The sequence below is a fragment of the Rhodospirillales bacterium genome, from assembly GCA_016699855.1.
In the GTDB taxonomy this organism is placed as follows: domain Bacteria; phylum Pseudomonadota; class Alphaproteobacteria; order Reyranellales; family Reyranellaceae.
Window position 1 is genome coordinate 1726874 of record CP064988.1, and the last position, 25514, is coordinate 1752387.

At 71.8% G+C, this 25514-nt stretch carries 23 protein-coding genes; 5 read left to right on the top strand and 18 right to left on the bottom strand.

Annotation, left to right across the window (positions count from 1 at the left end):
- Positions 1–7: 7 nt before the first annotated feature.
- The 7 genes from IPK81_08095 to dctP form a co-directional block, all read right to left on the bottom strand.
- Entirely contained in the window at positions 8–475 is a 468-nt protein-coding gene (locus tag IPK81_08095; protein ID QQS14127.1) for a hypothetical protein, read from the bottom strand.
- A gap of 79 nt (positions 476–554) precedes the next feature.
- The gene (mutL, locus tag IPK81_08100; protein QQS14128.1) at positions 555–2378 is read right to left on the bottom strand and encodes a DNA mismatch repair endonuclease MutL; all 1824 of its coding nucleotides are present in this window, start codon (positions 2376–2378) and stop codon (positions 555–557) included.
- A gap of 49 nt (positions 2379–2427) precedes the next feature.
- Positions 2428–3726 carry a glucose-6-phosphate isomerase gene (locus IPK81_08105; protein ID QQS14129.1) on the bottom strand — a complete coding sequence of 433 codons (1299 nt, stop codon included), beginning with the start codon at positions 3724–3726 and terminating at the stop codon, positions 2428–2430.
- A gap of 109 nt (positions 3727–3835) precedes the next feature.
- Entirely contained in the window at positions 3836–4477 is a 642-nt protein-coding gene (pncA, locus tag IPK81_08110) for a bifunctional nicotinamidase/pyrazinamidase (GenBank protein QQS15007.1), read from the bottom strand.
- A 51-nt stretch (positions 4478–4528) separates the two neighbouring features.
- Positions 4529–5824, bottom strand: a complete 1296-nt coding sequence (locus IPK81_08115; GenBank protein ID QQS14130.1) for a TRAP transporter large permease — start codon at positions 5822–5824, stop codon at positions 4529–4531.
- 3 nt (positions 5825–5827) lie between these two features.
- On the bottom strand, positions 5828–6523 hold the full coding sequence (locus IPK81_08120; GenBank protein QQS14131.1) for a TRAP transporter small permease: 696 nt from the start codon (positions 6521–6523) through the stop codon (positions 5828–5830).
- 36 nt (positions 6524–6559) lie between these two features.
- On the bottom strand, positions 6560–7615 hold the full coding sequence (gene dctP, locus IPK81_08125) for a TRAP transporter substrate-binding protein DctP (GenBank protein QQS14132.1): 1056 nt from the start codon (positions 7613–7615) through the stop codon (positions 6560–6562).
- 194 nt (positions 7616–7809) lie between these two features.
- Here dctP and IPK81_08130 point away from each other — a divergent pair, with 194 nt between their 5' ends.
- Positions 7810–8607: an alpha/beta fold hydrolase gene (locus IPK81_08130; protein QQS14133.1), complete on the top strand. Its 798-nt coding sequence runs from the start codon at positions 7810–7812 to the stop codon at positions 8605–8607.
- Between the two features lie 9 nt (positions 8608–8616).
- Here the strand turns inward: IPK81_08130 and IPK81_08135 are convergent, their stop codons facing one another.
- From IPK81_08135 to IPK81_08155, 5 genes are all read right to left on the bottom strand, one after another.
- Entirely contained in the window at positions 8617–9921 is a 1305-nt protein-coding gene (locus IPK81_08135) for a histidine--tRNA ligase (GenBank protein QQS14134.1), read from the bottom strand.
- A 71-nt stretch (positions 9922–9992) separates the two neighbouring features.
- Positions 9993–11123, bottom strand: a complete 1131-nt coding sequence (gene ispG / locus IPK81_08140; GenBank protein QQS14135.1) for a flavodoxin-dependent (E)-4-hydroxy-3-methylbut-2-enyl-diphosphate synthase — start codon at positions 11121–11123, stop codon at positions 9993–9995.
- Between the two features lie 69 nt (positions 11124–11192).
- Positions 11193–12353, bottom strand: a complete 1161-nt coding sequence (locus tag IPK81_08145) for a helix-turn-helix domain-containing protein (protein QQS14136.1) — start codon at positions 12351–12353, stop codon at positions 11193–11195.
- Between the two features lie 117 nt (positions 12354–12470).
- Positions 12471–14678: a phosphoenolpyruvate--protein phosphotransferase gene (gene ptsP, locus IPK81_08150; GenBank protein QQS14137.1), complete on the bottom strand. Its 2208-nt coding sequence runs from the start codon at positions 14676–14678 to the stop codon at positions 12471–12473.
- A 382-nt stretch (positions 14679–15060) separates the two neighbouring features.
- Entirely contained in the window at positions 15061–16335 is a 1275-nt protein-coding gene (locus tag IPK81_08155; protein ID QQS14138.1) for an aspartate kinase, read from the bottom strand.
- A 187-nt stretch (positions 16336–16522) separates the two neighbouring features.
- Between IPK81_08155 and ubiG the strand changes: the two genes are divergently transcribed.
- Together ubiG and IPK81_08165 are read left to right on the top strand one after the other, a co-directional pair.
- Positions 16523–17266 (top strand): bifunctional 2-polyprenyl-6-hydroxyphenol methylase/3-demethylubiquinol 3-O-methyltransferase UbiG, encoded by a 744-nt coding sequence (ubiG, locus tag IPK81_08160; protein QQS14139.1) that lies wholly within the window; start codon positions 16523–16525, stop codon positions 17264–17266.
- An 89-nt stretch (positions 17267–17355) separates the two neighbouring features.
- The gene (locus tag IPK81_08165; protein QQS14140.1) at positions 17356–18486 is read left to right on the top strand and encodes a zinc-dependent alcohol dehydrogenase family protein; all 1131 of its coding nucleotides are present in this window, start codon (positions 17356–17358) and stop codon (positions 18484–18486) included.
- Between the two features lie 162 nt (positions 18487–18648).
- On the opposite strand, the gene IPK81_08170 is transcribed toward IPK81_08165, so the two are convergent.
- Complete coding sequence (locus IPK81_08170) at positions 18649–19131, bottom strand: DUF1178 family protein (GenBank protein ID QQS14141.1); 483 nt, start codon at positions 19129–19131, stop codon at positions 18649–18651.
- Positions 19132–19253: 122 nt separating this feature from the next.
- Here IPK81_08170 and IPK81_08175 point away from each other — a divergent pair, with 122 nt between their 5' ends.
- Complete coding sequence (locus IPK81_08175) at positions 19254–19790, top strand: class I SAM-dependent methyltransferase (protein QQS15008.1); 537 nt, start codon at positions 19254–19256, stop codon at positions 19788–19790.
- Here the strand turns inward: IPK81_08175 and cobT are convergent.
- From cobT to IPK81_08190, 3 genes are all read right to left on the bottom strand, one after another.
- Positions 19787–21712 (bottom strand): cobaltochelatase subunit CobT, encoded by a 1926-nt coding sequence (gene cobT / locus IPK81_08180; GenBank protein QQS14142.1) that lies wholly within the window; start codon positions 21710–21712, stop codon positions 19787–19789. The genes IPK81_08175 and cobT overlap by 4 nt on opposite strands.
- Before the next feature lie 17 nt (positions 21713–21729).
- Positions 21730–22704 carry a cobaltochelatase subunit CobS gene (cobS, locus tag IPK81_08185; protein ID QQS14143.1) on the bottom strand — a complete coding sequence of 325 codons (975 nt, stop codon included), beginning with the start codon at positions 22702–22704 and terminating at the stop codon, positions 21730–21732.
- Positions 22705–22903: 199 nt separating this feature from the next.
- The gene (locus tag IPK81_08190) at positions 22904–23503 is read right to left on the bottom strand and encodes a J domain-containing protein (protein ID QQS14144.1); all 600 of its coding nucleotides are present in this window, start codon (positions 23501–23503) and stop codon (positions 22904–22906) included.
- A 68-nt stretch (positions 23504–23571) separates the two neighbouring features.
- On the opposite strand from IPK81_08190, the gene IPK81_08195 reads away from it, so the two are divergent.
- Entirely contained in the window at positions 23572–23844 is a 273-nt protein-coding gene (locus tag IPK81_08195) for a BolA family transcriptional regulator (GenBank protein QQS14145.1), read from the top strand.
- Between the two features lie 16 nt (positions 23845–23860).
- Here IPK81_08195 and IPK81_08200 read toward each other — a convergent pair whose 3' ends face one another.
- Positions 23861–24439: a hypothetical protein gene (locus IPK81_08200; GenBank protein QQS14146.1), complete on the bottom strand. Its 579-nt coding sequence runs from the start codon at positions 24437–24439 to the stop codon at positions 23861–23863.
- Between the two features lie 44 nt (positions 24440–24483).
- On the bottom strand, positions 24484–25440 hold the full coding sequence (locus IPK81_08205) for an acetyl-CoA carboxylase carboxyltransferase subunit alpha (GenBank protein ID QQS14147.1): 957 nt from the start codon (positions 25438–25440) through the stop codon (positions 24484–24486).
- Positions 25441–25514: the final 74 nt, after the last annotated feature.

Genomic DNA, 25514 nt, shown 5'->3' on the forward strand with positions numbered 1-25514 from the left:
ATGCCGCTCAGCGCCCCCGCGCCAGCGTCGCGGACCGCCGGCAGGGGCCGTCGATCTCGGCAAGCGTGAGCGATCCGCCGGCGGCCTTGCCGGTCCATTTGGCGTTCTGCCGCTCGCGCTCGCGCATCGCGCGCAGCGCCGTCAGCTTCACCGATCCGTCGGCCGCGACCGCGCCGTTGAGCTGCCACAGCGCCGGCGGCGGCGGCAGGCGCTCGCCCTTCTTGCCCTGCACCCGGGCGCCGCCGGAATCGGGCTCGCTGGCCGTGCCGTCGACCAGCCCGCCCTCGACCACGATGCGGACGGTCAGCGGCGCGCAGGCGCCGCCGGCGGCCTGGCCGGTCCAGACGCCGTCGGCGGCGTTGCGCGGCGCGGGCGTCTGCGCGGCGGCGGACGCGGCCGCCAGCGCGGCGACGAGCGCGAGCGATAGGATCGACGCGTGGCGTGGCGCGGGGCGGCGGATCGGCTTCGACGTCACGTGAACTCCCCCGGAGGCGCCGCCGGGCGGCGCGCCGCCCGCACCATACGCGAGCCGGCCCGGTCGTCCAGCGCCCTCGTCAACGCCGGCCGAACAGGCGCTCGATGTCGGCGAGCTTGAGCTCGACGTAGGTCGGACGGCCGTGGTTGCACTGGCCGGAATGCGGCGTGGCCTCCATCTGCCGCAGCAGCGCGTTCATCTCGTCGACCGACAGGCGGCGGCCGGCGCGCACGCTGCCGTGGCAGGCCATGGTGCCGCAGACCTCCTCCAGCCGCTCCTTGAGCGAGAGGTGCTCGCCGTACTCCGCCAGCTCGTCGGCGAGGTCGCGCACCAGGCCCGCGATGTCGGTGTCGCCGAGCATCGCGGGGGTCTCGCGCACCGCCACGGCGCCGGGGCCGAACGGCTCGATCACCAGTCCGAGCTCGCCGAGCTGCTCCATGCGCGGCAGCAGGCGCCGCACCGAATCCTCGCCCAGCTCGACGATCTCCGGGATCAGCAGCGTCTGGCGCCTCACGCCCTGCGCCGCCAGCGACTCCTTCATGCGCTCGTAGACCAGACGCTCGTGCGCGGCGTGCTGGTCGACGATCACGACGCCGTCGCCGGTCTGGGCCACGATGTAGGTCTCGTGCACCTGCGCGCGCGCCGCGCCCAGCGGATAGCGGCGCAGGTCCTCGACGGCGGCCGCGCCGCCCTGTACGGCCGGCGCCGACGGCGCGTCGATGCCGGCGTGCGGCGCGAAGAACGCGGTCGCCGCCTCGGCGAAGCCCGGCGTCGGCCGCGGCGCCGAGAATCCGCCGCCGCTCCAGCCGCCGGCCATCGGCGATCCGCCGAACGGCCGGGCCGCGCCCAGCGCCGCCTGCGACACCGTGGTGCTGGCGCGGTGGCCGGCGGCGGCCAGCGCGTGGCGGATGGCGCCGACGATCAGGCCGCGCACGATCCCGGCGTCGCGGAACCGCACCTCGGTCTTGGCCGGATGCACGTTGACGTCGACCATGCCGGTCGGCGCCTCGAGGAACAACGCCACCATGGGATGGCGGTCGCGCGCGAGGAAATCCTGGTAGGCGCCGCGCACCGCGCCGGCCAGCAGCTTGTCGCGCACCGGCCGGCCGTTGACGAACAGGTACTGGTGCTGCGCGGTGCCGCGGTTGAGCGTCGGCAGCCCGACATGGCCGGTCAGCGCGAAACCCTCGCGCTCCGCCCGGATCGGCAGGCTGTTCTGTGCGAAATCGCGCCCCATCACCGTGGCGAGCCGCTCCAGCCGCGCGCCGTCGACGCCGTCCTCGACCAGCGACGCGGCGACGGCGGGATAGGCGAACACCTTGCGGCCGTCGTCCTCCAGCGCGAAGGCGATGCCGGGATGCGCCATCGCGAGGCGCCGCATGGCGTCGGCGACCTGCGCCGATTCGCTGCGCGGCTCCTTGAGGAACTTCAGCCGCGCGGGCACGGCGTAGAACAGGTCGCGCACCTCGACCCGCGTGCCCGGCGGATGCGCCGCCGGCTGCGGCCGCCCCTTGGCGCCGCCGTCGACACGCAGCGACCAGGCGCTGTCGGCGCCCTTCGGCCGCGACGTCAGGACGAAGCGGCTGACCGAGGCGATCGACGGCAGCGCCTCGCCGCGGAAGCCCAGCGTGCGGATGTCGAGCAGATCGTCGCCGTCGGCCAGCTTCGACGTGCAGTGCCGCTCGACCGCCAGCGACATCTCGTCGGCGTCCATGCCGGCGCCGTCGTCGACCACCGCGATCAGCCCGCGCCCGCCGTCGGCGAGCGTGACGGCGATCCGGGTCGCGCCGGCGTCGATGGCGTTCTCCACCAGCTCCTTGACCGCCGACGCGGGGCGCTCGACCACCTCGCCGGCGGCGATGCGGTCGACGAGGGTCGGTGGAAGGCGGTGGATCGCGGCCATGTTCCCGATTAACGCGTCCCGCGGACGCGCGATATCCGCCGGCCGGCGTTCATTTGCGCGCCGCGAGGTACTGCCGGGTCAGCACCTTGCCCTGCTCGACCGCCGGCTGGTCGAAGGCGTCGAGCTCGAGCAGATCGGCGGCGATGATCGTCTCCAGCATGTAGTGCATCAGCAGCGCGCCCATCACGCGCTCGTCCAGCCGGTCGATGCGCAGAACGCGCGTCGGCCGGCCGTTCTTCGCCAGCGTCGCCGCCGTCGCCTCCGCCTCGGCCATCAGCAGATCGCCCAGCGAGCGCTCCGCGAGGTAGTCCAGCGATCTGTCGCCGGCCAGCGCCGCGCGCGGAATCCGCGCGCCCTCGCCGGCGGTGTCGCGGATCAGGACCGTGAACATCTTGTCGGCCGGCCCGTCGAGATAGAGCTGCAGCTGGCTGTGCTGGTCGACCGTGCCCATGGCGCGGATCGGCGTGGTGCCCTTGCCGCCCTTGCCGAGGCTCTCGGCCCAGAGCTGGCGGTACCACAGGCCGAAGAACGCCAGCCTGTCGACGTAGGGCATCAGCACCGTGGTGGCGATCCCGCGCTCGCGCCACAGCGCGATCGACGCCGCCGCCCCGGTCGCCGGCGCGCTCTCCGCCGCCGCGTTGGCGCCCAAGGCCTCGTCGAGCACGGCGGCCGCGCCCTCACGGATCGCCACCGTGTCGAGGCCCGCCGCCATCGCCGGCAGCATGCCGACCAGCGACAGCACCGAATACCGGCCGCCCACCAGCGGATCGTGCTCGAGAACATCGCAGCCGACCCGCGTCGCGATCCGGCGCAGCGGGTTGTCGGCCGCCTCGGTGATGGCGACGAGGTGCGCCGCCACCGCCGCCTTGCCGAGCTTCCGCTCCAGCGCGTCGAGCACGACGAACAGCTGGGTCAGGGTCTCGGCCGTGCCGCCCGACTTGGAGATCGCGACGAACACCGTCCGCGCCAGATCGAGCCGCGTCAGGAGCTGCTCGAAGGTCGCCGGATCGACGTTGTCCATGAACCACAGCTTGGGTCCATCGACCGGACCGAAGCCGATGTCGGTCATCGCCGCCAGTGTCTGGCCGCCGAGGCTGGAACCGCCCGTCCCGAGCACGACGACATGGGCGAACTCACGCAGCCTATTGGCGACCGGCCGCAGCGCCGCCAGATCGTCGCGCGCCGCCGGCAGGCGCAGCAGCGGCAGCGAGCCGTCGGCGTGGCGTCGGCGCAGCCGCTCCAGCGCCGGCGCGGCGCGTTCCAGCTCGGCGGCGTAGGCCGCGCGCGTCAATCCGCGGTCGCCGACGCGGTCGGCGAACAGATCGTCGAGCTCCTGACGGTAGTGCATCGGGGGGCGCTTTCGGTTTTTTATAGAGTAGTGGACGGCATCGCCGGCGGAAAGGACCGGGAGCGGGCTTCTGCCTGTGGATTCCGGCGGATTGGGGGCGGATCGCGCCTCAGCCGGCCAGCGCGCCGGCCGGCGCCAGCACGACGCCGGCGGCGGCCATCGCCGCGGCCTGCGCCGCCCGGCTGCCGCCGAGATCGATGGCGGCGCAGCCATCCTCGGCGACCGCCACGTCGAAGCCGAGCCGCCGCGCGTCCAGCGCCGAGTACGCGACGCAGAAATCGTAGGCCAGCCCGCACAGCAGCAACCGCGCGACACCCCGGGCGCGCAGCCAGCCAGCGAGGCCGGTCGTCGTCGTCCGGTCGTTCTCGAAAAAGGCCGAATACGAGTCGACCGCCGCCCGCATGCCCTTGCGCACGATCAAGGCCGCGGCGTCCGCGCGCAGGTCGTGGTGGAACGCGGCGCCCGGGCTCCCTTGGACGCAGTGGTCCGGCCACAGCGTCTGAGGCCCGTAGTCGACCTCGATGGTCTCGAACGGCTGGCGACCGGGATGGCCGGAGGCGAAGGAACGGTGCCCGGCGGGATGCCAGTCCTGCGTCAGCACGACCAGATCGGCCGCCTCCACCAGGCGGTTGACCGCCGGCACGACGGCGTCGCCGCCCGGCACGGCGAGCGCGCCGCCGGGGCAGAAATCGTTCTGCACGTCGATGACGACCAGGGCGGTTCCCGGCCCGGTCCAGCTTCCGGATCCCATGCCGGCGATCATGGAAAGCGGCCCTGCCGCTGTCCACCCCGGCCGCGGCGCCTAGTCGGCGACGATGAACGTCACCAGCTCCGGCCACGCCGTCAGCACCGCGAGCGTGACCAGATCGGCGCAGACGAACGGCCAGACGCCGCGGAACACGTCGCCCAGCGGGATGTCGGGCCGCACGCCGTTGACCACGAAGGCCGAGAGCCCGACCGGCGGCGTCAGCAGGCCGATGCCGCACAGCTTCACGACGATGATGCCGAACCAGATCGGATCGTAGCCGAGGTTGGTGACGATCGGGTACACGATCGGCAGCGTCAGCAGCATCATGCCGATCGCGTCCATGAACATGCCGAGGATGAAGTACAGCAGGTAGATCGCCAGCAGGATCAGCAGCGGCGAGACCTTCATGCCGCCGACCCATTCGGAGATCGCGGTCGGCAGGTCGGCGAAGCCGAGGAAGCGCACGAAGATCAGCACGCCCCACACGATGGTGAAGATCATCACCGTCAGCCGCGCGGTGTCGAGCAGCGCGCCGCGCAGGTCGGCGCGCGTCATGCCGTTGCGCCACGCGAACACCAGCGTCGAGAACGCGCCCAGCGCGCCGGCCTCCGTCGGCGTCGCCCAGCCGAACAGCATGGCCGTGAAGATCAGCACGATGACGATCACGATCGGCATGGTGCCGGGCAGCGTCTCGAAGCGCTGGCGCCAGGTGAAGCCGCGGATCGGCGGCCCCATCTCCGGCGAGATCCTGCAGCGGATCACGACGATGACGCTGTAGATGAGCGCCGAGATGATGCCCGGCACGAAGCCCGCCACCAGCAGCTTGCCGACCGACTGCGCGACGATGATGGCGTAGATCACCAGCAGCGCCGAGGGCGGGATCAGCGAGTCCAGCGTCGAGCCGGCCGCCACGACGCCGGCCGCGAGGCGGCGGTCGTAGCCGGCCTTGAGCATCTCCGGGATCGCCACGCGCGCGAACACCGCCGCCGCCGCGGTGCTGGCGCCGGACACCGCCGAGAACGCCGCGACGGCGAAGATCGTGCCGACCGCGAGGCCGCCGGGCAACCAGCCCAGCCAGCGCTTGGCGGCCTCGAAGCTCGTGGTCGTCATGCCCGCGTAGTAGGCGAGGTAGCCGATCAGCACGAACATCGGCAGGACCGAGAGCGTGTAGTTGACCGATTTCGCGTACGGGACCGTGCCGGCGGCGGTGAGGCCGGCCTCGACGCTGCCGGTCATCGCCACCAACCCGATCGTGCCCACGATCGCCGCCGCGTAGGCGATGCGCACGCCGATCAGGGCGAGAAGCACGAGCGCCGCGCAGCCGACGCTCCCGAGCGTGACCGGATCCATCCCTCAGCCCTTCCCCGGCGCCGCCGCGCGCGCGGCCGCCTCGCGGCCCAGCGCCTCCTCGATCTCGGCCTGGGCGATCTGCTCCGTCGTCAGGATCACCGGCACGGCGAGCGGCGCGCGCGACGGATCGGCGATCAGTCGTCCGTAGCCCCACAGCTGCAGCGCCAGACGCAGCGCCAGCGTCGCCAGCGCCACCGGCACGATCAGCTTCGAGGGCCACTGCGGCAGGCGGATGTCCATCGAGGAATCGCCCTTGGTGAACGCGCGCCAGAAATTCTCGAACGTCGCCTCGACGAGGACGAGGGTGATGGCGAGCGCCAGCAGCACCGCGAACGCCTCCGCGATCCACAGCGCGCGGCCGCGCAGCAGGCCGATGACGATGTCCATGCGGATATGGCCGCCTACGCGCTGGCAGTAGGCGACGCCGAGCACGGCGTACAGCACCGCGATGAACTCGATCCAGTCGATGTAGCCATGGATCGCGAAGGGCTGGACGGACGGCCACACGTCGTGCAGCGCGCCACTGATGCCGCGGGCCGCGATCTGCACGACGCCCAGCACCATGATCCCGAAGATCGACAGCGCCGCGACGAGGTTCAGCAGATTCTCGAGCCGGCCGAACCGGTGGTCCCAGCGCGCCAAGGCGGGCGCGCCGGGCGGCGGCGCGCGCGTCGCGGCCGGGGCCTGGTGGGTGGCCACTGGCCCGGCCCCGGCGTCAGCGCCCGGACGCCGCCGTCACGAACCGCCGTGCCGCTTGTTCGAATCCGCCGCCGTCCGCATGACGAGGTCGAACAGCTCCTGCGCCGGCACGCCCTTCGCGGCGTTGTCCGCGATCCACTTGTCCCACACCGGCTTGCCGCCGGCCTTGCGCAGCTCGTCAAGCTCTGCGGGCGTGTAGGTGATGAACTCCAGCCGCTTCTTGAAGACGGGGACGTTCTTGTCGTCCGTCTCCTTGTAGTGCGACGCAAGCGTGTCGCGGATCCTCGGCTTGATCTCGTCGAACAGCGCCTGGTACTGCGGCGGCAGCTTGGCCCAGTGGTCTCGGTTGATCACCGTCGGGCAGCCCTGGGTGCCCGGCGCGAGATTGGTCGTGTACCACTTGCCGATCTCGAACGTCTTCATCGACTGGTGGGCGTACGTCGAGGGCAGCGACACGGCGTCGACGGTGCCGCGCTCCATCAGCGTGTAGACCTCGCTCGCCGGCACCGACGTCGGCACGGCGCCGAGCGCGCGCATCGCGTCGCCGATGCCGCCCAGCGCGCGCACCCGCAGGCCCTTCCAGTCCGCGAGCTTGCGCGGCGGCGGCGAGCTGCGGCCGATGAACTCGTATTGCGGCAGCAGCTGCGAGCTGAACAGCGTGGCGTTCCACTTCGCCATCTCGCCCTGGATGAAGGGGTGCTTGTGCACCGCCTCGTGCACGTCCCACTGCACCCGGTAGTCCGGCAGGGGCAGGAACGGCAGGTCGAGCACGGTCAGCCCCGGCTGCTTGTCCGGATGGTAGGACGAGCAGATCAGCGAGGCCTCGAGCGCGCCCTTGCTGACGAGGTCGAGCAGCTCCTTCTCGCCGCCGAGCGTGCCGTATCCGATCGTGATCGTGAACTTGCCGCCGGTGCGGTCCTTGACGTGCTTGGCGAGGAGCTCCATGCCCTCGGTGACGGCGCGGCGCTTGCCCCACGCCGCCATCTTCCATTTCACGTCCGGTCCGTCGACCGTCTGCGCCATCGTCTCCGCCCACGGCGAGAGACCGAGAATGGCGACGCCAAGCGCCGCCACCGCCATCCTGCCTGCCATGACACCCTCCCGTGTCGGGCCGGCGTCGATGCGTCCGGCCTCATTTTGTGCCCGACTATAGGCACGGGCCGGCGGGGCCCGCAATCCGCGACCGGCCCACGCGCCGCTTCCACCGCGCCGCCCGCCGCTCTAGCGTCGCGGCCATGCGCGCCGGCCCCGGACGTCCCGGCGGCGCGCGCGAAGGGGGCGGACGCATGGACATCGAGCGCGGACTGGCGAGGACCTTCGCCGGCCACATCCACTACCGCGCGCTCGGCGCCGGTCCGGCGATCGTGCTGACGCACATCAACCAGCAATCCTCGGCCGTGATGGTCGAGCTGATGCGCGCGCTGGCGCCCGGATTCCGCGTCGTGGCGATCGACTATCCAAGCCACGGGCACTCAGACCACATCGACTGGCAGCCGGCGATCGCGGACTACGCGCGCTGCGCCGTCGAGACGCTCGATTTCCTGGGGATCGACGCGTTCCACGCGATGGGCGAGGCGGTCGGCGCCGCCGTGTCGATCGAGCTGGGCGCGGCCCACCCCGACCGCTGCCGCCGCATCGTGCCGGTCAACACGCCGTTCTTCGCCGACGACGCCACGGCGGCGCGCGACATCGCCGACATCGCGCGGGTGCGGCCGAGCGATCCCAGCGGCTTCCCCGCCGCGCGCACCATCGAGTACCTGCTGGCGAACGATCCCGAGCACGCGCCGGTTGCGCCGACGCAGTCGTGGATGGACCGAATCAACGTCGCGCAGCTCGAGATCGGCCGCGACCGCTGGCAGGCGATGGGCGCGCTGCGGAAGTTCGACACGCTGGGCCGCTTCGCGGCGGTGCGCTGTCCCGCGCTGATGCTCTATGGCGAGAACTTCATCTACGGCGCGCACCGCGACAAGCTGCTGGCGCGCAATCCCGCCGCCCGCGCCGAGATCGTCCCCGGCGCCCGGTTCTGCATGACGTGGGAGCGCGCCGACGAGGTGGCGGCGCGCGCGGCGGCGTTCCTGCGCTGAGGGCCCGCCCTAGCGGCGGCCCGGATCGTCGTCGTCCGGCAGATCGAGCAGGTCGGCGAGCTCGCCGGCGGCGTCGAGCGTGAGCTCGTCCATCAGCTCGTCGAACGGCACCTCGCGCTGCTCCTTGGTGTCGAGATTCTTCAGCGCCACCACGCCCTTGGCCAGCTCGTTGTCGCCCATGATCAGCGCGTGCGAGGCGTTGAGCCGCTCGGCGCGCTGCAGGCGGCGCTTCATGTTGCCGCGGTAGGCCAGCTCTACCGGCACGTCGAGGTCGCGCAGCTCGCGCGCCAGCGCCAGCGCGCGGCGCTCGGCGGCGGCGCCCATCGGCACGATGGCGACCGGCCGCTCCGGCGCCACCGGCTCGTTGGCCAGCATCGCGAGCCGCTCGATGCCGCCGGCCCAGCCGATGCCGGCCGTCGGCGGACCGCCGAGCTGCTCGATCAGCCCGTCGTAGCGGCCGCCGCCGAGCACCGTGCCCTGCGCCCCGAGATGGGTGGTGACGAACTCGAACGCGGTGTGCGTGTAGTAGTCCAGCCCGCGCACCAGCGCGGCGTCGACCTCGAAGGCCACGCCCGACGCCTCGAGCCCGGCCTTGACCGCCGCGAAGAACGCCGTCGACGCCGGATTGAGGTGGTCCGAGAGCGACGGCGCGCCGGCGTTCACCTCGCGGTCGCCCTCGTCCTTGCTGTCGAGGATGCGCATGGGGTTGCGCTCGAGGCGGCGCAGCGACTCCTCCGACAGCCGCGCGCGGTTGGCGCCGTAGTAGTCCACCAGCACCTTGCGGTAGGCCGTCCGGCTCTCCGGATCGCCCAGCGAGTTCAGCTTCAGCGAGCAGCGGTCGAGGATGCCGAGGCGGTCGAGGATGTCGGCCGCGACGCAGATCACCTCGACGTCGCATTCCGGCTCCGGCGCGCCCAGCACCTCGATGTCGATCTGGTGGAACTGGCGCTGGCGGCCCTTCTGCGGCCGCTCGTAGCGGAACATCGGGCCGTGCGCGAAGAGCTTCAGCGGCGTCTGCTGCTGCAGCTCGCCGTTGGACACGAAGGCGCGGCAGATGCCGGCGGTGTACTCCGGTCGCAGGGTCAGGCCTTCGTCGCCGCGGTCGGTGAAGCTGTACATCTCCTTCGAGACCACGTCGGTCGCCTCGCCGATGCCGCGCGCGAACAGCTCGGTGAATTCGAACACCGGCGTCGCCATCTCGCGGTAGCCGTACAGCCGCGCCACGTCGCGCGCCGTGTTCACGACGTGCGCGAAGCGCGGAAACTCGTCCGGCAGGATGTCGTGGGTGCCGCGCACGGGCTGGAGCTTGGACATGGTGTGGATTCCGGATGGGGAGAACGCACGCCAGGCGCGGGGCGCGCCGGCGCGGGGATCGGACGCCGGCGCTAGCCGGCGGCGGCGGAATGTCGGTCGACGGCCTTCGCGGCCTCGATCTCCGCCGCCTTCCTCTCGATCATCGCGGCGAGATGCTCGACGATGTCGGGGTCCTTCATGCGGTGGTGCGGCACGCCGGCGACGTAGACCTGGTGGGTGCCGTTGCCGCCGCCGGTGAAGCCGATGTCGGTCTCGCGCGCCTCGCCCGGCCCGTTCACGACGCAGCCGATCACCGAAACGGTCATCGGCGTGACGATGTGGGCCACGCGCCTCTCCAGCGCCTCGACCGTGCGGATCACGTCGTATTGCTGCCGCGCGCAGGACGGGCAGGAGACGATGTTCACGCCGCGGTGGCGCAGGTTCAGCGCCTTCAGCATCTCGAAGCCGACGCGCACCTCCTCCTCCGGCTCGGCCGACAGCGAGACGCGCACCGTGTCGCCGAGGCCGCCCCACAGCAGCATGCCCAGCCCGATCGAGGATTTGACGGTGCCCGTGCGCGTGCCGCCGGCCTCGGTGACGCCGATGTGCAGGGGATAGTCGCAGGCCTCCGCCAGGCCCTGGTAGGCGGCGACCGCGAGGAACACGTCCGACGCCTTGACGCTGATCTTGAACTCCCGGAAATCGTGGTCCTCGAGGATGCGCGCGTGGTCGAGCGCGCTCTCGACCATCGCCTCGGGGCACGGCTCGCCGTACTTCTCCAGCAGGTCGCGCTCCAGCGAGCCGGCGTTGACGCCGATGCGCATCGAGCAGCCGTGGTCCTTGGCCGCCTTGACCACCTCGCGCACGCGCTCGGCGCTGCCGATGTTGCCGGGGTTGATCCGCAGGCAGGCCGCGCCCGCCTCCGCCGCCTCTATCGCGCGCCTGTAGTGGAAATGGATGTCGGCGACGACCGGCACCCTGGACGCGCGCACGATCTCCCTCAGCGCCCGGGTCGAATCCTCGTCCGGACAAGATACGCGGACGATGTCGACGCCGGCCTCCTCGCAGCGGCGGATCTGGTCGATCGTCGCCTTTGCGTCGGCGGTCGAGGTGTTGGTCATCGTCTGGACGGTGATCGGCGAATCGCCGCCGACCGGCACCGCGCCGACCATGATCCGCCGCGACGCGCGGCGCTGGATGTCGCGATAGGGTCTGACGCTCATCGGTTGGGCTCCGCCGCGCCGGCCGCGGGGCCGGGCGGGCCGCAATCTACCCGAATTCGACGGCGATGTTCAGCGCGGGGTGGGCGCGATCGGCCGCAGCTCGAAGGCGACGTGCTCCGGCACCTTGTAGCTGTCGCCGGCGCGCACGAAGGTCGTGGCCAGCAATTCGCCGCCCTGCCCGCGCAGATGGAGCCACGAATCGGCCTGCGCGGTGATGACGCGGGCCGATCCCGACATCCCGCCGGTGACGGTGCGCGCCCGTACCTCGGGCTTGGTCTCGGCGGGCGTCGTCTCGGTCGCGGGCGTGGCGCGCGCCTCCTGCGGCGGCCGCGGCTCGGCGGCGGCCGCCGACGTGGCGGACGCCGGCGGCGCCGCGGGCGTGGCCGGCACGGCGCTGGTCGTACCGCCGGTGGTCGCCGAAACGCCCATCGGACCCATGCCCAACGGCGCCGGCGCTTCCTGCGCCCGCGCGGCGGCGGCGGGCGGCTGGGCCGGACGACCGGCGGCCGGCGCGGATGCCGTCGCGGCCGGCGCCGGAGCCGGCGTCGCGGGCGGCGTCGCCGGACGGGCGGCCGGTGGCGGTGCGGCGGCGCGCGGTGGCTCGGCGGCGACAGGCGGCGGCGCAGCCGCGGTCGCCGGTGGCGGCGCGGCCGCTGTCGGCGCGGTGGCGGCGGGCGCGGGCGCGGGCGCGGCGATCGCGGGCGGCGCGGCCGGGGTCGGCGCCGTGGTCGCGCCCGTCGCGGCCGGCTCAGCCGGCTTCTGGCCCGCGACGAGTTCGCGCGGCACGTCCGGAACGCGCGGTCCGGCGACGATCTGGTCGCGCGTCAGCGCGTGCCACGACACGTAGGCGCCGGCCAGCAGCAGCAGCGACGCCACGACCATCAGACCCTTGGGCGCGCGGCGCGCGGCCGGCACGACGGGGAAGTTCAGCGTCGCCGCCGGCTGCGCGGGCAGGTCGCCGGCGCGGTAGGTCTCCAGCACGCGCTCGGGATCGAGCCCGACCCGCTCGGCGTAGCCGCGCAGGAACGCCGGCACGTAGGCGGCGCCGGGAAGATCCTCGAACCGCCCGGCCTCGATCGCCTCGAGGCTATGGACGCGGATGCGCGTGTCCTCGGCGACCTGGGCGATGTCGATGCGCAGCGACTCGCGCGCCTCGCGCAGCATCTGCCCGACGGCGGCGCCACCGCCGGAGACGGCGTGGTCGGCCTGCCAGGACGTGTGGTCGCGCATGATGATGGTCGCGTTCGCTCGAAATTTCGCGGCGGGGATCGAATGAGCCGGACTCATAACAGAGAGTCCCGCGGGGGAAAACCTGACTCTTCCTCCTCGCGCGATATCACCGGCCATTCACAATGAAATACCGTGATCCTTCGCGTAGAGGCGAATCTTCGTGCGCAGCGAGCGGTCGGCGCCGCCCATCGCACCCAGCAGGAAGCGCTGGAAATCCACGAGATTCAGAGATCGCAGCATCGATTTAACGGCGCCGACCGAAGCGGGCGACATTGAGAGCGTGCGCACGCCGATTCCGAGCAACGCCAGCGCCTCGACCGGCCGCCCGGCCATTTCGCCGCACACGCTGACATCCACCCCGGCGCGTCTGCACGCGTCGACCACAAAATGTAGCGCCCGCAGCGCCGCCGGCGACAAGCAGTCGTAGCGATTGCCGATGCGCGCGTTGCCGCGATCGGCCGCGAACAGGAATTGCATCAGATCGTTGCTGCCGATCGACACGAAGCCGACCTCGGCCAGCAGCGCGTCGAGTTGCCAGATCAGCGACGGCACCTCCAGCATCACGCCCACCGACAGCTTCGACGGCGTCGCCACGCCGCGCGCCTTGGCCCGCGCCAGCTCGAGATCGAGCAGATGGCGCGCGGCGCTGAACTCTGCGACGTCGGCGACCATCGGGAACATGATCTGCAGCGGCCGGCCGGCGGCGGCGGCGATCATCGCGCGCAGCTGGTGGCGCAGCATCGACGGACGGTCGAGGCCGATGCGGATCGCGCGCCAGCCCATCGCCGGATTCTCGTCGTCGAACTCGCCGACATACGGCAGCACCTTGTCGCCGCCGACGTCGAGCGTGCGGAACGCGACGGGCCGTCCCTCGGCCATGTCCAAGACGCGGCCGTAGAGCCAGGTCTGCGCCTCGACGTCGGGGAACTCCGAGCGGACCATGAACGGGATCTCGGTCCGGTAGAGGCCGACGCCGTCGCTGCCGGTCGGCGCGAGATGGTTCATGTCGATCATCAGGCCGGCGTTGATGCGCAGCGACACCGGCACGCCGTCCCGCGTCGTCGACGGCAGGTCGCGCAGCCTCGCGTACTCCTGCCGCCGCGCCTCGCGCATCAGGATCGTCTCGGCGATCTGCTGCTGGATCTCGTCGGCCGGCCGCACCAGCACCTGCGCGTTGTCGCCGTCGACGACGATGGCGTCGCCGGTCTCGACGCGCTGCAGCACGTTGGCGGCGCGGCCGACGACCGGGATGTCGAGCGCGCGCGCCACGATGGCCACGTGCGACAGCGCCGATCCCTCCTCGAGCACCAGCCCGCGCAGCTTGGCGCGGTCGTACTCCAGCAGCTCGGCCGGCCCGAGGTCGCGCGCGACCACGACCATGTCGTCGGGCCACTGCGCCGGATCGGCGGCCGACGTCCGGCCGGTCAACCGCATCAACAGCCGGTTGGTCAGGTCGCTCAGGTCCGACAGGCGCTCGCGGATGTAGGGATCGGTGATCTCCGCGAAGCGCGCCCGGGTGTCGTCGAAGGCGCGCTGGACGGCGGCCTCGGCGGTCAGGCCGCCCTCGATCGCCTCGCGGATCCGCTCCACCCAGCCGCGGTCGTCGGCGAACATGCGGAACGTCTCGAGCACCTCGCGGTGCTCGCCGTGCCCGAGGTCGCCGTCCTCCAGCATCCGGTCGAGATCGGCGCGCACGGCGTGCAGCGCCTCGCCGAACCGCGCCAGCTCGGCCTTGGCGTCCTCGGCCACGACCTTGGTGATGAAGATGCGCGGCTCGTGCAGCACGGCGCGGCCGATCGCCACGCCGCCGTTCATCTGCACGCCCTCGATGCGCACCGGGAGCAGGCCGATGCCGTCGACCTGCTTGATCTCGTTCGGATTGACGAGGTCGCCCGCCGCCACCAGCTCGGCCAGCACCATCGCGACCGTCTGGAGGGTCTCGATCTCCTCCTCGTCGTACTGGCGGCTCTTGCGGTTCTGGACGGCGATGACGCCCAGCACGCGCTCGCCGCGCAGCACCGGCACGCCGGCCATCGACTGGTAGATCTCCTCGCCGGTCTCGGGCCGGTAGGCGAAGTTGGGATGGCTCTGCGCGTCGGCCAGCGCCAGCGGACGGGCGTGCGCGGCGATGTCGCCGACGATTCCCTCGCCGACCCGCAGCCGCGTGCGGTGCACGGCGTCGGGATTGAGGCCCTGGGTGGCGTAGAGCTCGAGCACCTCGCCGGCGCGCAGGACGTAGATCGAGCACACCTCGGCCACCATCTCGCTGGCGACGAGGCGCACGATCTGGTCGAGGCGCTCCTGCGCGGAAACCGCGCGCGCCATCAGGTCCCGGAGCCGCTTCAGTACCAGTCGCGGCCCGGCCAATGGAGTTCTAGGCTCCATGGTCAGACCGCTCCGCTGGTCGCTCGAATTCGGCGGAAAGCGGTCGCCTGCTGTTTGCGGGAATGGCGGTGCGGCGCGGCGCGGCGCGCGACCGGGCGCCACGGCGCTCCGATGAGCGTCGCTTCGCAAGTCCGGTGGATGTCGCGCGCGCCGTGCATATGGGCCTTATCGCCGCTTTCCCGCGCCCAGTCCAGCGCGACGGCCCGCCGGCGGCGGCCGGCCCGCGCGACCGAGCGCGAGGCGCCGCGGCGGCGACGCCGGCGGCGCGGGGAATTCATCTTCGGATGAGAATTTCTCGTCGATCCGCGCCGTCAGCCCGGCGTCAGGCGGCGTCGAGTCCGTAGGCCGTGTGCAGGGCGCGCACCGCCAGCTCGGTGTACTCGGCCTCGATCAGCACGCTGATCTTGATCTCGGAGGTCGAGATCACCTCGATGTTGATGCCGCGCTTGGCCAGCGTCTCGAACATCGTCAGCGCCACGCCGGCGTGGCTGCGCATGCCGACCCCGATCACCGACAGCTTGGCGACGTTGGCGTCGGTCTTGAGCTCCTTGTACGACAGGTCGGCCCTGGCCTTCTCCAGCTCGGCCACGGCGCGCGCCAGATCGGCCTTGGGCAGCGTGAAGGTGATGTCGGTCGCCTTGCCGTCCGACGAGACGTTCTGGACGATCATGTCGACGTTGATGTTGGTGGCGGCCAGCGGCCCGAACAGGGCGGCGGCGACGCCGGGCCGGTCGGCGACGCCGGCGACGGTGATCTTCACGTCGTCCTTGGCGTAGGCGATGCCGCTGACGACCGACTGCTCCAATCCCTTGGCCATGATCTCTTCCTCATCCACGACGAGCGTGCCCGGCAGGTCGCTGCCCGGCGGGACGTCGAACGTGACGACGTCGTTGAGCTTGCGGAAAGACGCCAGGACCTGCACGCGCACGCGGTGGTTCATGGCGAGCTCGACGGAGCGCGTCTGCAGCACCTTCGAGCCCAGCGACGCCATCTCCAGCATCTCCTCGTAGGTCACCATCGGCAGCTTGCGCGCCTTGTCGGTGATGCGGGGATCGGTGGTGTAGACGCCGTCGACGTCGGTGTAGATGTCGCAGCGGTCCGCCTTCAGCGCCGCGGCCAGGGCCACGGCCGAGGTGTCGGATCCGCCGCGGCCGAGCGTGGTGACGCGGCCCTCGCCGCTGACGCCCTGGAAGCCGGGCACGACGCAGACCTCGCCGGCGGCCATCGCCGCCGCGATCTCGGTCGTGTCGACGCTCTGGATGCGCGCCTTGCCGTAGGCGTCGTCGGTGCGGATCGGCAGCTGCCATGACAGGAACGACCGCGCCTTGAGACCGAGCTGCTGCAGAGCCAGCGCCGCCAGACCGACCGTCACCTGCTCGCCGGTGGCGACGACGACGTCGTATTCGCGCGCGTCGTGCAGGGGCGCGATCCTCTGGACGTAGTCGACCAGCTGGTTGGTCACGCCGGACATCGCCGACAGCACCACGGCGACCTCGTGGCCGCGGTCGACCTCGAGCTTGACCATGCGGGCGACGTTGCGGATGCGGTCGAGGTCGCCGACCGAGGTGCCACCGAACTTCAAGACGAGTCGCGCCATCATCCCCTCTGCGAACCACGCCTCCCCCGGCGCTCGCGCCGGACAACGTGGACGGCGATGGCGAAGGGCGGACCGGCCGGCAGCGATGCATTGTCGCGCACGGTGCCGGTCCCGCGAAAGGCGCGTATATCTAGCGGCGGGTCGGCGGCCGGGCAAGCCGCGCGACCGGCCCCGGGAGACCGCGACGATGACCGCCACGACCGTCGATCCGGCCGAGATCGAGCGCTTCTCGCGCATCGCCGACGAGTGGTGGGACGCCGACGGCAAGTTCGCCCCCCTCCACCGTCTCAATCCGGCGCGCATCGCCTTCATCCGCGACCGCGCCGCGGCCCGGTTCGGCCGCGACCCATTGGGACCGGAGCCGCTGGCCGGACTGGCGCTGCTCGACATCGGCTGCGGCGGCGGGCTGGTCTGCGAGCCGATGCGGCGGCTGGGCGCCGATGTCACGGGGATCGACGCGTCGGAACGGAACGTGGCCGTCGCCGCCGTCCACGCGGAACGGATGGGGTTGGGGATCGCGTACCGCGCCGCCACCGTCGAACGGCTGCGCGACGAGGCGCGGCGCTTCGACGTGGTGCTGGCGCTGGAGGTGGTCGAGCACGTCGCGGATCCCGATCTGTTCCTCGAAGGCTGCGCGGCCCTCGTGGCGCCCGGCGGGCTGCTGGTCGTCAGCACGTTGAACCGCACCCTGAAGGCCTTCGCGCTGGCGGTGGCCGGCGCCGAGTACGTGCTGCGCTGGCTGCCGCGCGGCACGCACGACTGGCGCAAATTCCTGAAGCCGTCGGAGGTGGCGCGGCCGCTGCGCGCCGCCGGCCTGTCGGTCGACGCGATGGCCGGCATCGTCTACAGCCCGCTGACGGGCCGCTGGCGCGTCGACCCCGCCGATCTCGACGTCAACTACGTGATGGTGGCCACCCGCCCGGCCGGCTGAATCCGCATCGCTGCCCCGACCGCGCGCTTGCCGCGCGCCGCCGTCGCCGGCGTATAGTGCCGGCGACGAAACGCCGAGGGGGACCCGAGATGAAGATGCGCGCCGCCATCCTGACGACCTGCTCGGCACCGCAGCCCTTCGCCAAGAGCCGGCCGCTGAGCATCGAGGAGATCGACCTCGATCCGCCCGGCGAGGGCGAGGTGCTGGTCAAGGTCGGCGGCGCGGGCCTGTGCCACTCCGACCTGTCGATCATCAACGGCGATCGGCCGCGGCCGGTGCCGATGGTGCCCGGCCACGAGGGCTCCGGCGAGATCGTCGAGGTCGGCGCCGGCGTGCACGACGTCAAGGTCGGCGACCACATCTGCTTCACCTTCAACGTCAGCTGCGGCCGCTGCCGCCGCTGCCTCGAGGGCCGGCCCTACATCTGCGAACGCTCGATCTCGCCGCGCGCCGCGGGACAGCTCCTGTCCGGCGCCACGCGCCTGCGCCGCGGCGGCGAGCGCGTGAACCACGCCTCGGGCGTCTCGTGCTTCGCCGAGTACGCCGTGGTCGACCGCGGCTCGGTCGTGGTGATCGACAAGTCGCTGCCGCTCGACCTCGCGGCGCTGTTCGGCTGCGCCGTCGTGACCGGCGTCGGCGCCGTGATCAACACCGCCCAGATCCGGCCGGGCAGCTCGGTCGCCGTGGTCGGCCTCGGCGGCGTCGGTCTCAGCGGTCTGCTGGGCGCCGTGCTCGCCGGCGCCGGGCAGATCGTCGCCGTCGACCTGGCGGAGGACAAGCTCGGCCTGGCGCGCCAGCTCGGCGCCACCCACACCGTCAACGCGCGCGACGCCGACCACATCAAGCAGATCCACGACATCACCAGCGGCGGCGTCGACTACGCGTTCGACTTCGCGGGCACGATCAAGGCGATGGAGACGGCGTACCTGGCGACTCGCTGGGGCGGCACCACGGTGTCGGCCGGGCTGTCGCCGATCTCGGCCGATTTCGCCTTCAAGCAGAGCGGGCTGGTGAGCGAGGAGAAGACGATCAAGGGCAGCTACATGGGCAGCTGCGTGCCGGTGCGCGACATCCCGCGCTTCATCGCGCTCTACCAGCAGGGCCGCCTGCCGGTCGACCGGATGGTCAGCCGCCGCGTCGGTTTCGACGAGATCAACGAGGGCTTCGACCGGCTGCAATCCGTCGCCACCGTGCGCCAGATCCTCGTGCCGCACGGCTGAGGCGGCGGCGTCCGATCATGGGAGCGCCTCCGCGTCGAGCGGAGGTGCCGCGTCACACCATCTCCACCGTCATCCCGAGCGCGGCGAGGGATCCAAGGGCGCTGCGTGGATCGCTCGCCGCGCTCGGGATGACAATTGGAGCGCTCGAACGGGGAACGCGGCCTAGTTGCCCTTGTTGACCCAGGGCAGGCGGCCGAACTCGATGCCCTCGTCGGCCAGCGCCGCGGCCTCGGAATCGGACGTCTCGCCGTAGATGCCGCGCTTGTCGGTCTCGCCGTAGTGGATCTTGCGCGCCTCCTCGGCGAACTTGTCGCCGACGTAGTCGCAGTTCTTCTCGACCTGGCCGCGCAGCTCCAGCAGCGCCTTGCGCAGCTCCGGCGGCATGTTCGGCGCCATCGCGGCGGCCTGCGGCTGTCCTTCGGCCGGCCCGTCGGCGGGCGCGGGAACCGGCGCGGCGCGGCGCGGCTTGCGGGCGTTGCCCTTGGTCGGCAGGTTCGGCGCCATCAGCGCGCGCTCGACCTTGGTCGTGCCACAGGCCGGGCATTCCAGAAGCCCGCGCTTCTCCTGGCGCTCGTAGGTGTCGCTGTCCTTGAACCAGCCCTCGAACTCGTGGCTCTTGGCGCAACGCAGGCTGTACTTGATCATCGTTGTGACGGATTTCGCCGCGAATGGATGGCACTCGACGCGCCGGAGTGCCAATAGAGATGGGCGATGCCGCGCCGTTTGACAAGCGGCGTCGCGCCGCCGCCCGCAGGGTGCCCGATCCGATGACCTTGGAAACGCCGCCGTCGCCCTGGATCCAGCGCTGGATCGGCCTGTGCCGGCCCGGCGGCACCGCGCTGGATGTCGCGGCCGGCGGCGGCCGCCACACGCTTCTGCTCTCGGCGCATGGACTCGCGGTCAGCGCGGTCGACCGCGACGCGGCGGCGCTGCGCGCCCGCGTCGCCGGCTGCGAGCCGGCCGTCCGGGTGGTCGAGGCGGAACTCGAAGCCGGGGCGCCGTGGCCGTTCGCCGGCGAAACGTTCGACGCGGTCGTCGTCGCCAACTACCTGCACCGGCCGCTGTTCCCGGCGCTGCTGGCGGCGGTGGCGCCGGGCGGTGCGTTTCTCCACGAAACCTTCATGGTCGGCAACGAGCGCCACGGCCGGCCGCGCAACCCGGATTTCCTGCTCCGCGACGGCGAACTGCTCGACGTGGCGCGCGCGGGCGGCCTGTCGGTGGTCGCCTACGAGGCGCTGGAAGTCGCCATGCCGCGGCCCGCCGTCGTGCAGCGCGTCGCGGCAAGGCGTCCGGCCGGCGCCTAGGCGCGCTTGCGGCCCTTGGCGCCGATCATCGCGGCGCTGATCTTGCGCCCGGCCTTGCGCAGCTCCTCGGCGGCGCGGGCGTTCTCGTCCTCGTCGAACAGCGAGGCGAGCTGCTCCATCATCGTGCCGCCGAGCTGGTCGGCGTCGACGATGGTGACGGCGCGTCGGTAGTAGCGCGTGACGTCGTGGCCGATGCCGATGGCCACCAGCTCGACCGGCGAGCGCGACTCGATCCAGTCGATCACGTCGCGCAGATGGCGCTCGAGGTAGTTGCCGGGGTTCACCGACAGCGTCGAGTCGTCGACCGGCGCGCCGTCGGAGATCACCATCAGGATCTTGCGGTCCTCGGTGCGCGGCAGCAGGCGCTCGTGCGCCCACAGCAGCGCCTCGCCGTCGATGTTCTCCTTGAGTATGCCCTCACGCAGCATCAGGCCGAGGTTCTTGCGGGCGCGGCGCCACGGCGAGTCGGCGGTCTTGTAGATGATGTGGCGCAGGTCGTTGAGGCGGCCGGGGTTGGCCGGCTTGCCGGCGGCCAGCCACTGCTCGCGGCTCTGCCCGCCCTTCCAGGCGCGCGTCGTGAAGCCCAGGATCTCGACCTTCACGCCGCAGCGCTCGAGCGTGCGCGCGAGGATGTCGGCGCTCATCGCCGCCACCGTGATCGGCCGGCCGCGCATCGAGCCGGAATTGTCGATCAGCAGCGTCACGACGGTGTCGCGGAAGGTGGTGTCCTTCTCCAGCTTGAACGACAGCGGCTGGGTCGGGTTGGCGACCACGCGCGCCAGGCGCGCGCCGTCGAGCCAGCCCTCGTCGAGGTCGAACTCCCACGACCGGTTCTGCTGCGCCATCAGCTTGCGCTGCAGACGGTTGGCGAGGCGGCCGATGACGCCGGAGAGGTGCGAGAGCTGCTGGTCGAGATGCTGGCGCAGCCGCGCCAGCTCGTCGGCGTCGCACAGGTCCACGGCGTCGACGATCTCGTCGAACTTGTTGGTGTAGGGATGGTACTGCTGGCCGCGCGGCTCGTTGCTCAGCGCGCCCGGCGGCAGCCACGGGCGTTCCGAGCGTCCCGGCTCCTCCTCGTCGCCGGAGCCCATCTGCATCTCGGTCTGGGCCTGGTCGGCGACCGTCTCCGACGCGTCGTCCTGCTCGGAGGTCTCGTCGGTCTCCTCGCCCGAGGCGCCGTAGCCGTGCGTCTCGGTCGAGTCCTGGCCGTCCTCTCCGGACTCGTTGGACTCGCCGTCGGGGTTCTCGGACTGGTCGGAATCGTCCTGGTTCTCGTCGTCGAGGTCCGAGGCGTCGTCGCCCAGCCGCAGGTCCTTGATCAGCCGGCGCAGGGCGCGGGCGAACTGGTCCTGGCTGTTGATCGTCTCCGACAGCTTGTCGAGGTCCTTGCCGGCGGCGGCCTCGATCTCCGGGCGCCACTGGTCGACCATCTCGCGCGCCGCCTCCGGCGGCGCCACGCCCAGCAGGCGCTCGCGCACCAGAAGCCCGACCACGTCGGCCAGCGGCGCGTCGTCCTTGTTGCGCAGGCGGCGGTAGCCGCGCTGCTCGCAGCGCTCCGTCCACAGCGCGTCGATGTTGCCGGCGACGCCGGGCATGCGCCGCGCGCCGATCGACTCGACGCGGACCTGCTCGACCACGTCGTAGACAGCGCGCGCCGCCTCGCCCGACGGCATGCGGCGCAGATGCGCGCGGCGGTCGTGGTAGCGCAGCTTCAGCGCCATCGAGTCGGATTCGCCGCGCGCGCGCGCGACGTCGTCGGCCGGCAGGTCGCGCGCCGGCACGGTGACGCGCGCCTCGTTGCCCATCAGCGTGCCGCCGTCGGGCACGAACGTCACGTTGACGTCCTTGCGCGACACCGCGCGCATGGCCGCGGCCGTCAGACGCCGGAACTCCTCGAGCGGCGTGGTGTCCTTGCCGGCCACCGTCGTCCCCTATCGGCTCAGTGCAGCTTGGCCTTGCCGTGGCCCATCGGCAGCTCCTTGCCGAAGCAGCGCTGGTAGTACTCGGCCACGGTGGTGCGCTCGACCTCGTCGCACTTGTTGAGGAAGGTCAGGCGGAAGGCGAAGCCGACATCGCCGAAGATCTGCGCGTTCTGCGCCCAGGTGATGACGGTGCGGGGCGACATCACGGTCGAGATGTCGCCGGCGATGAAGCCGGCGCGCGTCAGGTCGGCCAGCGCCACCATGTTGCTGACGGTCTTGCGGCCCGCCTCGGTGTCGTAGGGCTTCGACTTGGCCAGCACGATGCCGACCTCCTGGTCGTGCGGCAGGTAGTTCAGCACGGTGACGATCGACCAGCGGTCCATCTGTCCCTGGTTGATCTGCTGGGTGCCGTGGTAGAGGCCGGTCGTGTCGCCGAGGCCGACCGTGTTGGCGGTCGAGAACAGGCGGAACGCCGGATGCGGGTGGATCACCTTGTTCTGGTCGAGCAGGGTCAGCTTGCCCTCGACCTCGAGCACGCGCTGGATCACGAACATCACGTCGGCGCGGCCGGCGTCGTACTCGTCGAACACCAGGGCGCAGGCGTTCTGGAGCGCCCAGGGGAGGATGCCCTCCTTGTACTCGGTGACCTGCTTGCCGTCCTTCAGCACGATCGCGTCCTTGCCGATCAGGTCGATGCGGCTGACGTGGCTGTCGAGGTTGATGCGGATGCACGGCCAGTTGAGGCGCGCCGCCACCTGCTCGATGTGCGTCGACTTGCCGGTGCCGTGGTAGCCCTGGATCATGACGCGGCGGTTGTGCGCGAAGCCGGCGAGGATCGCCAGCGTCGTGTCGTGGTCGAACAGGTAGTCGGGATCGACCGGAGGCGTGTGCTCGGTCGGCTTGCTGAAGGCCGGGACCGTCATGTCGCTGTCGATGCCGAATTGCTCGCGGACGGAGACCTTGGTGTCGGGCAGACCGGAAACGGACGTCATCACACTTTTCCAAAAGGAGGACGAGTTCGACCGCGTCTCGGTCGAAGGGCGGCGGAGGATGGCAGGCCGGCCTGCCCCCGGCAAGGGCCGAAACGCCGACGCGGCGTGCGCCCCGCGCAGGGCTGGCGCGACGCCGATTCCGCCTGTTTTTCAACGCTTTGCCGGCCGGCCGAGGACGCCGCGATCCGCCACCCCGCGGCTATTCGGCGGTGAAATGCGGGCTCTGCTTCAAGGTCGAGTAGGCGTGGTTGATCAACTTCAACCGCTCCTCCGCCTCCTTGCTGCCGCCGTTGGCGTCGGGGTGGTGGCGCTTGGCCAGCTCTTTGTAGCGCGCGCGCACCGCCTCGAAGGTCTGCGGCCAGCCGAGGTCGAGGATCGACAGCGCCTGCTGCTCCGACGGCGTGAGGCCGTTGGTCTGCGCCGCCGGCGTGCGCCGCTGGCGCGCCGCGAGGATGTCGGAGTCGGCGAGGATGTCGTAGGGATCGAGCAGGATCTCGAACGGATCCTTGGCCGCGGCGGCCGCCTTGCGCGCGCCCATCTGCCAGGTCGGCCGCCGCCACGTCTGGTCGGCGCGCAACTGCGCCTCGATCGAGGCGGCGTCCATGCCGGCGTAGAAATCCCACTTCGAATTGTACTCGCGCACGTGCTCGAGGCAGAACCAGCGGTAGTGGTTGAGCTGGGCGCGCGACTTCGGCGCCCGGAACTCGCCGGCGGCGGCGCAGCCCGGCCGCTCGCAGACGCGCCCCGCGACGGCCGCGCCGGCGACGGGCGAAACGGATTTGCGTCGGCGTCCGGGCATTCTAGATATATGCCCGCGGCCGGCGCCACGGGCAAGCCATGGCGGGCCGCGACCGGAGGGGATCGACCATGGGTGCCGTCGCCGACGCCATCGACCGCAAGCTGCGCGCCGCGCTGGCGCCGACGACGCTCGTCGTCGTCGACGATTCGTCGAAGCACGCCGGCCATTCCGGCGCGCGCGCCGGCGGCGAGAGCCATTTCAGCGTCGAGATCGTCTCGGCGGCGTTCGAGGGCAGGAGCCGCGTCGCGCGGCAGCGCCTGGTCTACGGGTTGCTGAAGGACGAGTTCGACGCCGGCCTGCACGCGCTGGCGCTTGTCACGCGGACGCCGGGCGAAGGCTGATCCGCGCGGCGGCGCGTCAGAGACGACGGTCGTAGGGCTTGCCGGCGATCTTGGTGGCCGTCCGGCCGCCGCGGGCGACCGACCAGACCGGCGGACCCCAGTCGAGGCCCTGACCGTTGCCCTCGCCGCCCTGGACCTCGACGTCCCACTGGTAGGCCAGCAGCTTCATCGTCTCGAAGCCGTCGCCGCGCGCCACGCCGCAGCCGCGGATCTCGAACCGGCCGTCGGGCGCGAAGTATCCCCGCAACCGTCCCAGCGCCGGCCCGAGCGCCGTCAGCGTCCGGTAGGACAGGGTGGAGCCGTGATCCGCGCCGGACCAGCCGCCGGTGACGGCGTGGACGCCGACGCCCACGTGCCGCGCGTCGACCAGGCCGTGGCCCCAGAGCCCGAGGATCTTGATGCTGCCGTACTGGCCCTCCGCCGCCGCCATGACGAGGTCGATCATCCGCGCGACGGCGTTCGACATCGCGTAAATCTCGATCATCTTGGACTCGACCGACGCGCCGCCGCCGTAGTTCTTGAGCATCTCCTTGAAGTGCGCCCCGCCTTCGCCGCTCATGTCGACGACGTCGATGACGTAGGGTTTCGGATCCATCGCAAGACTCCCAGGCTCGTTCCCCGGCCCGTCGTCCGCCGCGCTCAGAGGCCTTTCTGCCCCATCGCGAGGAATTTCTCCCGCCGGTCCTTGCGCAGGGCGGCGGCGTCCATGTCGGCGAGCGACGCCAGCTCGCGCTCGATGGCGTCGCCGGCCGACTTGATGGCGGCCTCCGGATCGCGGTGCGCGCCGCCGAGCGGCTCGGGCACGATCGCGTCGCACACGCCGAGCTTGCGCAGGTCCTCCGACGTCAGGCGCATCGCCTCGGCGGCGTCCTGCGCCTGCTCGTTCGACCGCCACAGGATCGAGGCGCAGCCCTCCGGCGAGATCACCGAGTAGACGGCGTGCTCCATCATCAGCACGCGGTTCGCGGTCGCGATGGCGACGGCGCCGCCGGAGCCGCCCTCGCCGATCACCAGGCTGACCATCGGCACGCCGAGCGACAGGCAGGTCTCGATGCCGCGGGCGATCGCCTCGCCCTGGCCGCGCTCCTCGGCGTCGACGCCGGGATAGGCGCCGGCGGTGTCGACGAAGGTCAGCATGGGCAGGCCGAAGCGGTCGGCCAGGCGCATCAGGCGCTGCGCCTTGCGGTAGCCCTCGGGCTTCATCATGCCGAAATTGCGCTCGAGGCGGCTCTCGGTGTCGTCGCCCTTCTCCTGGCCGACGACGACGACCGGCCGGCCGCGGAAACGGCCCAGCCCGCCGACGCAGGCCGCGTCCTCGGCGAAGCCGCGGTCGCCCGCCATCGGCGTGAACTCGTCGACCAGCCGCGTGATGTAGCTCAGCGCGTGCGGCCGCTCGGGGTGGCGGGCGACCTGCACCCGCTGCCACGCCGTCAGCTTCGCGTAGGTCGCGCGCAGCTGCCGGTCGACCTTGACTTGGAGGCGCGCGACCTCGTCGGCGATGTTGACGCCGTCGCCGTCGCCGAGGTGGCGCAGCTCCATGATCTTGCCTTCGAGCTCGGCGACGGGCTTCTCGAAGTCCAAGAAAACGGTGGCCATGCTGCTGCGTCTCCGGGATCGGCGGTCGTGACACCATCGCCCGCGCCCCGCGCGGCGCGATGGTCGCTAGGGCT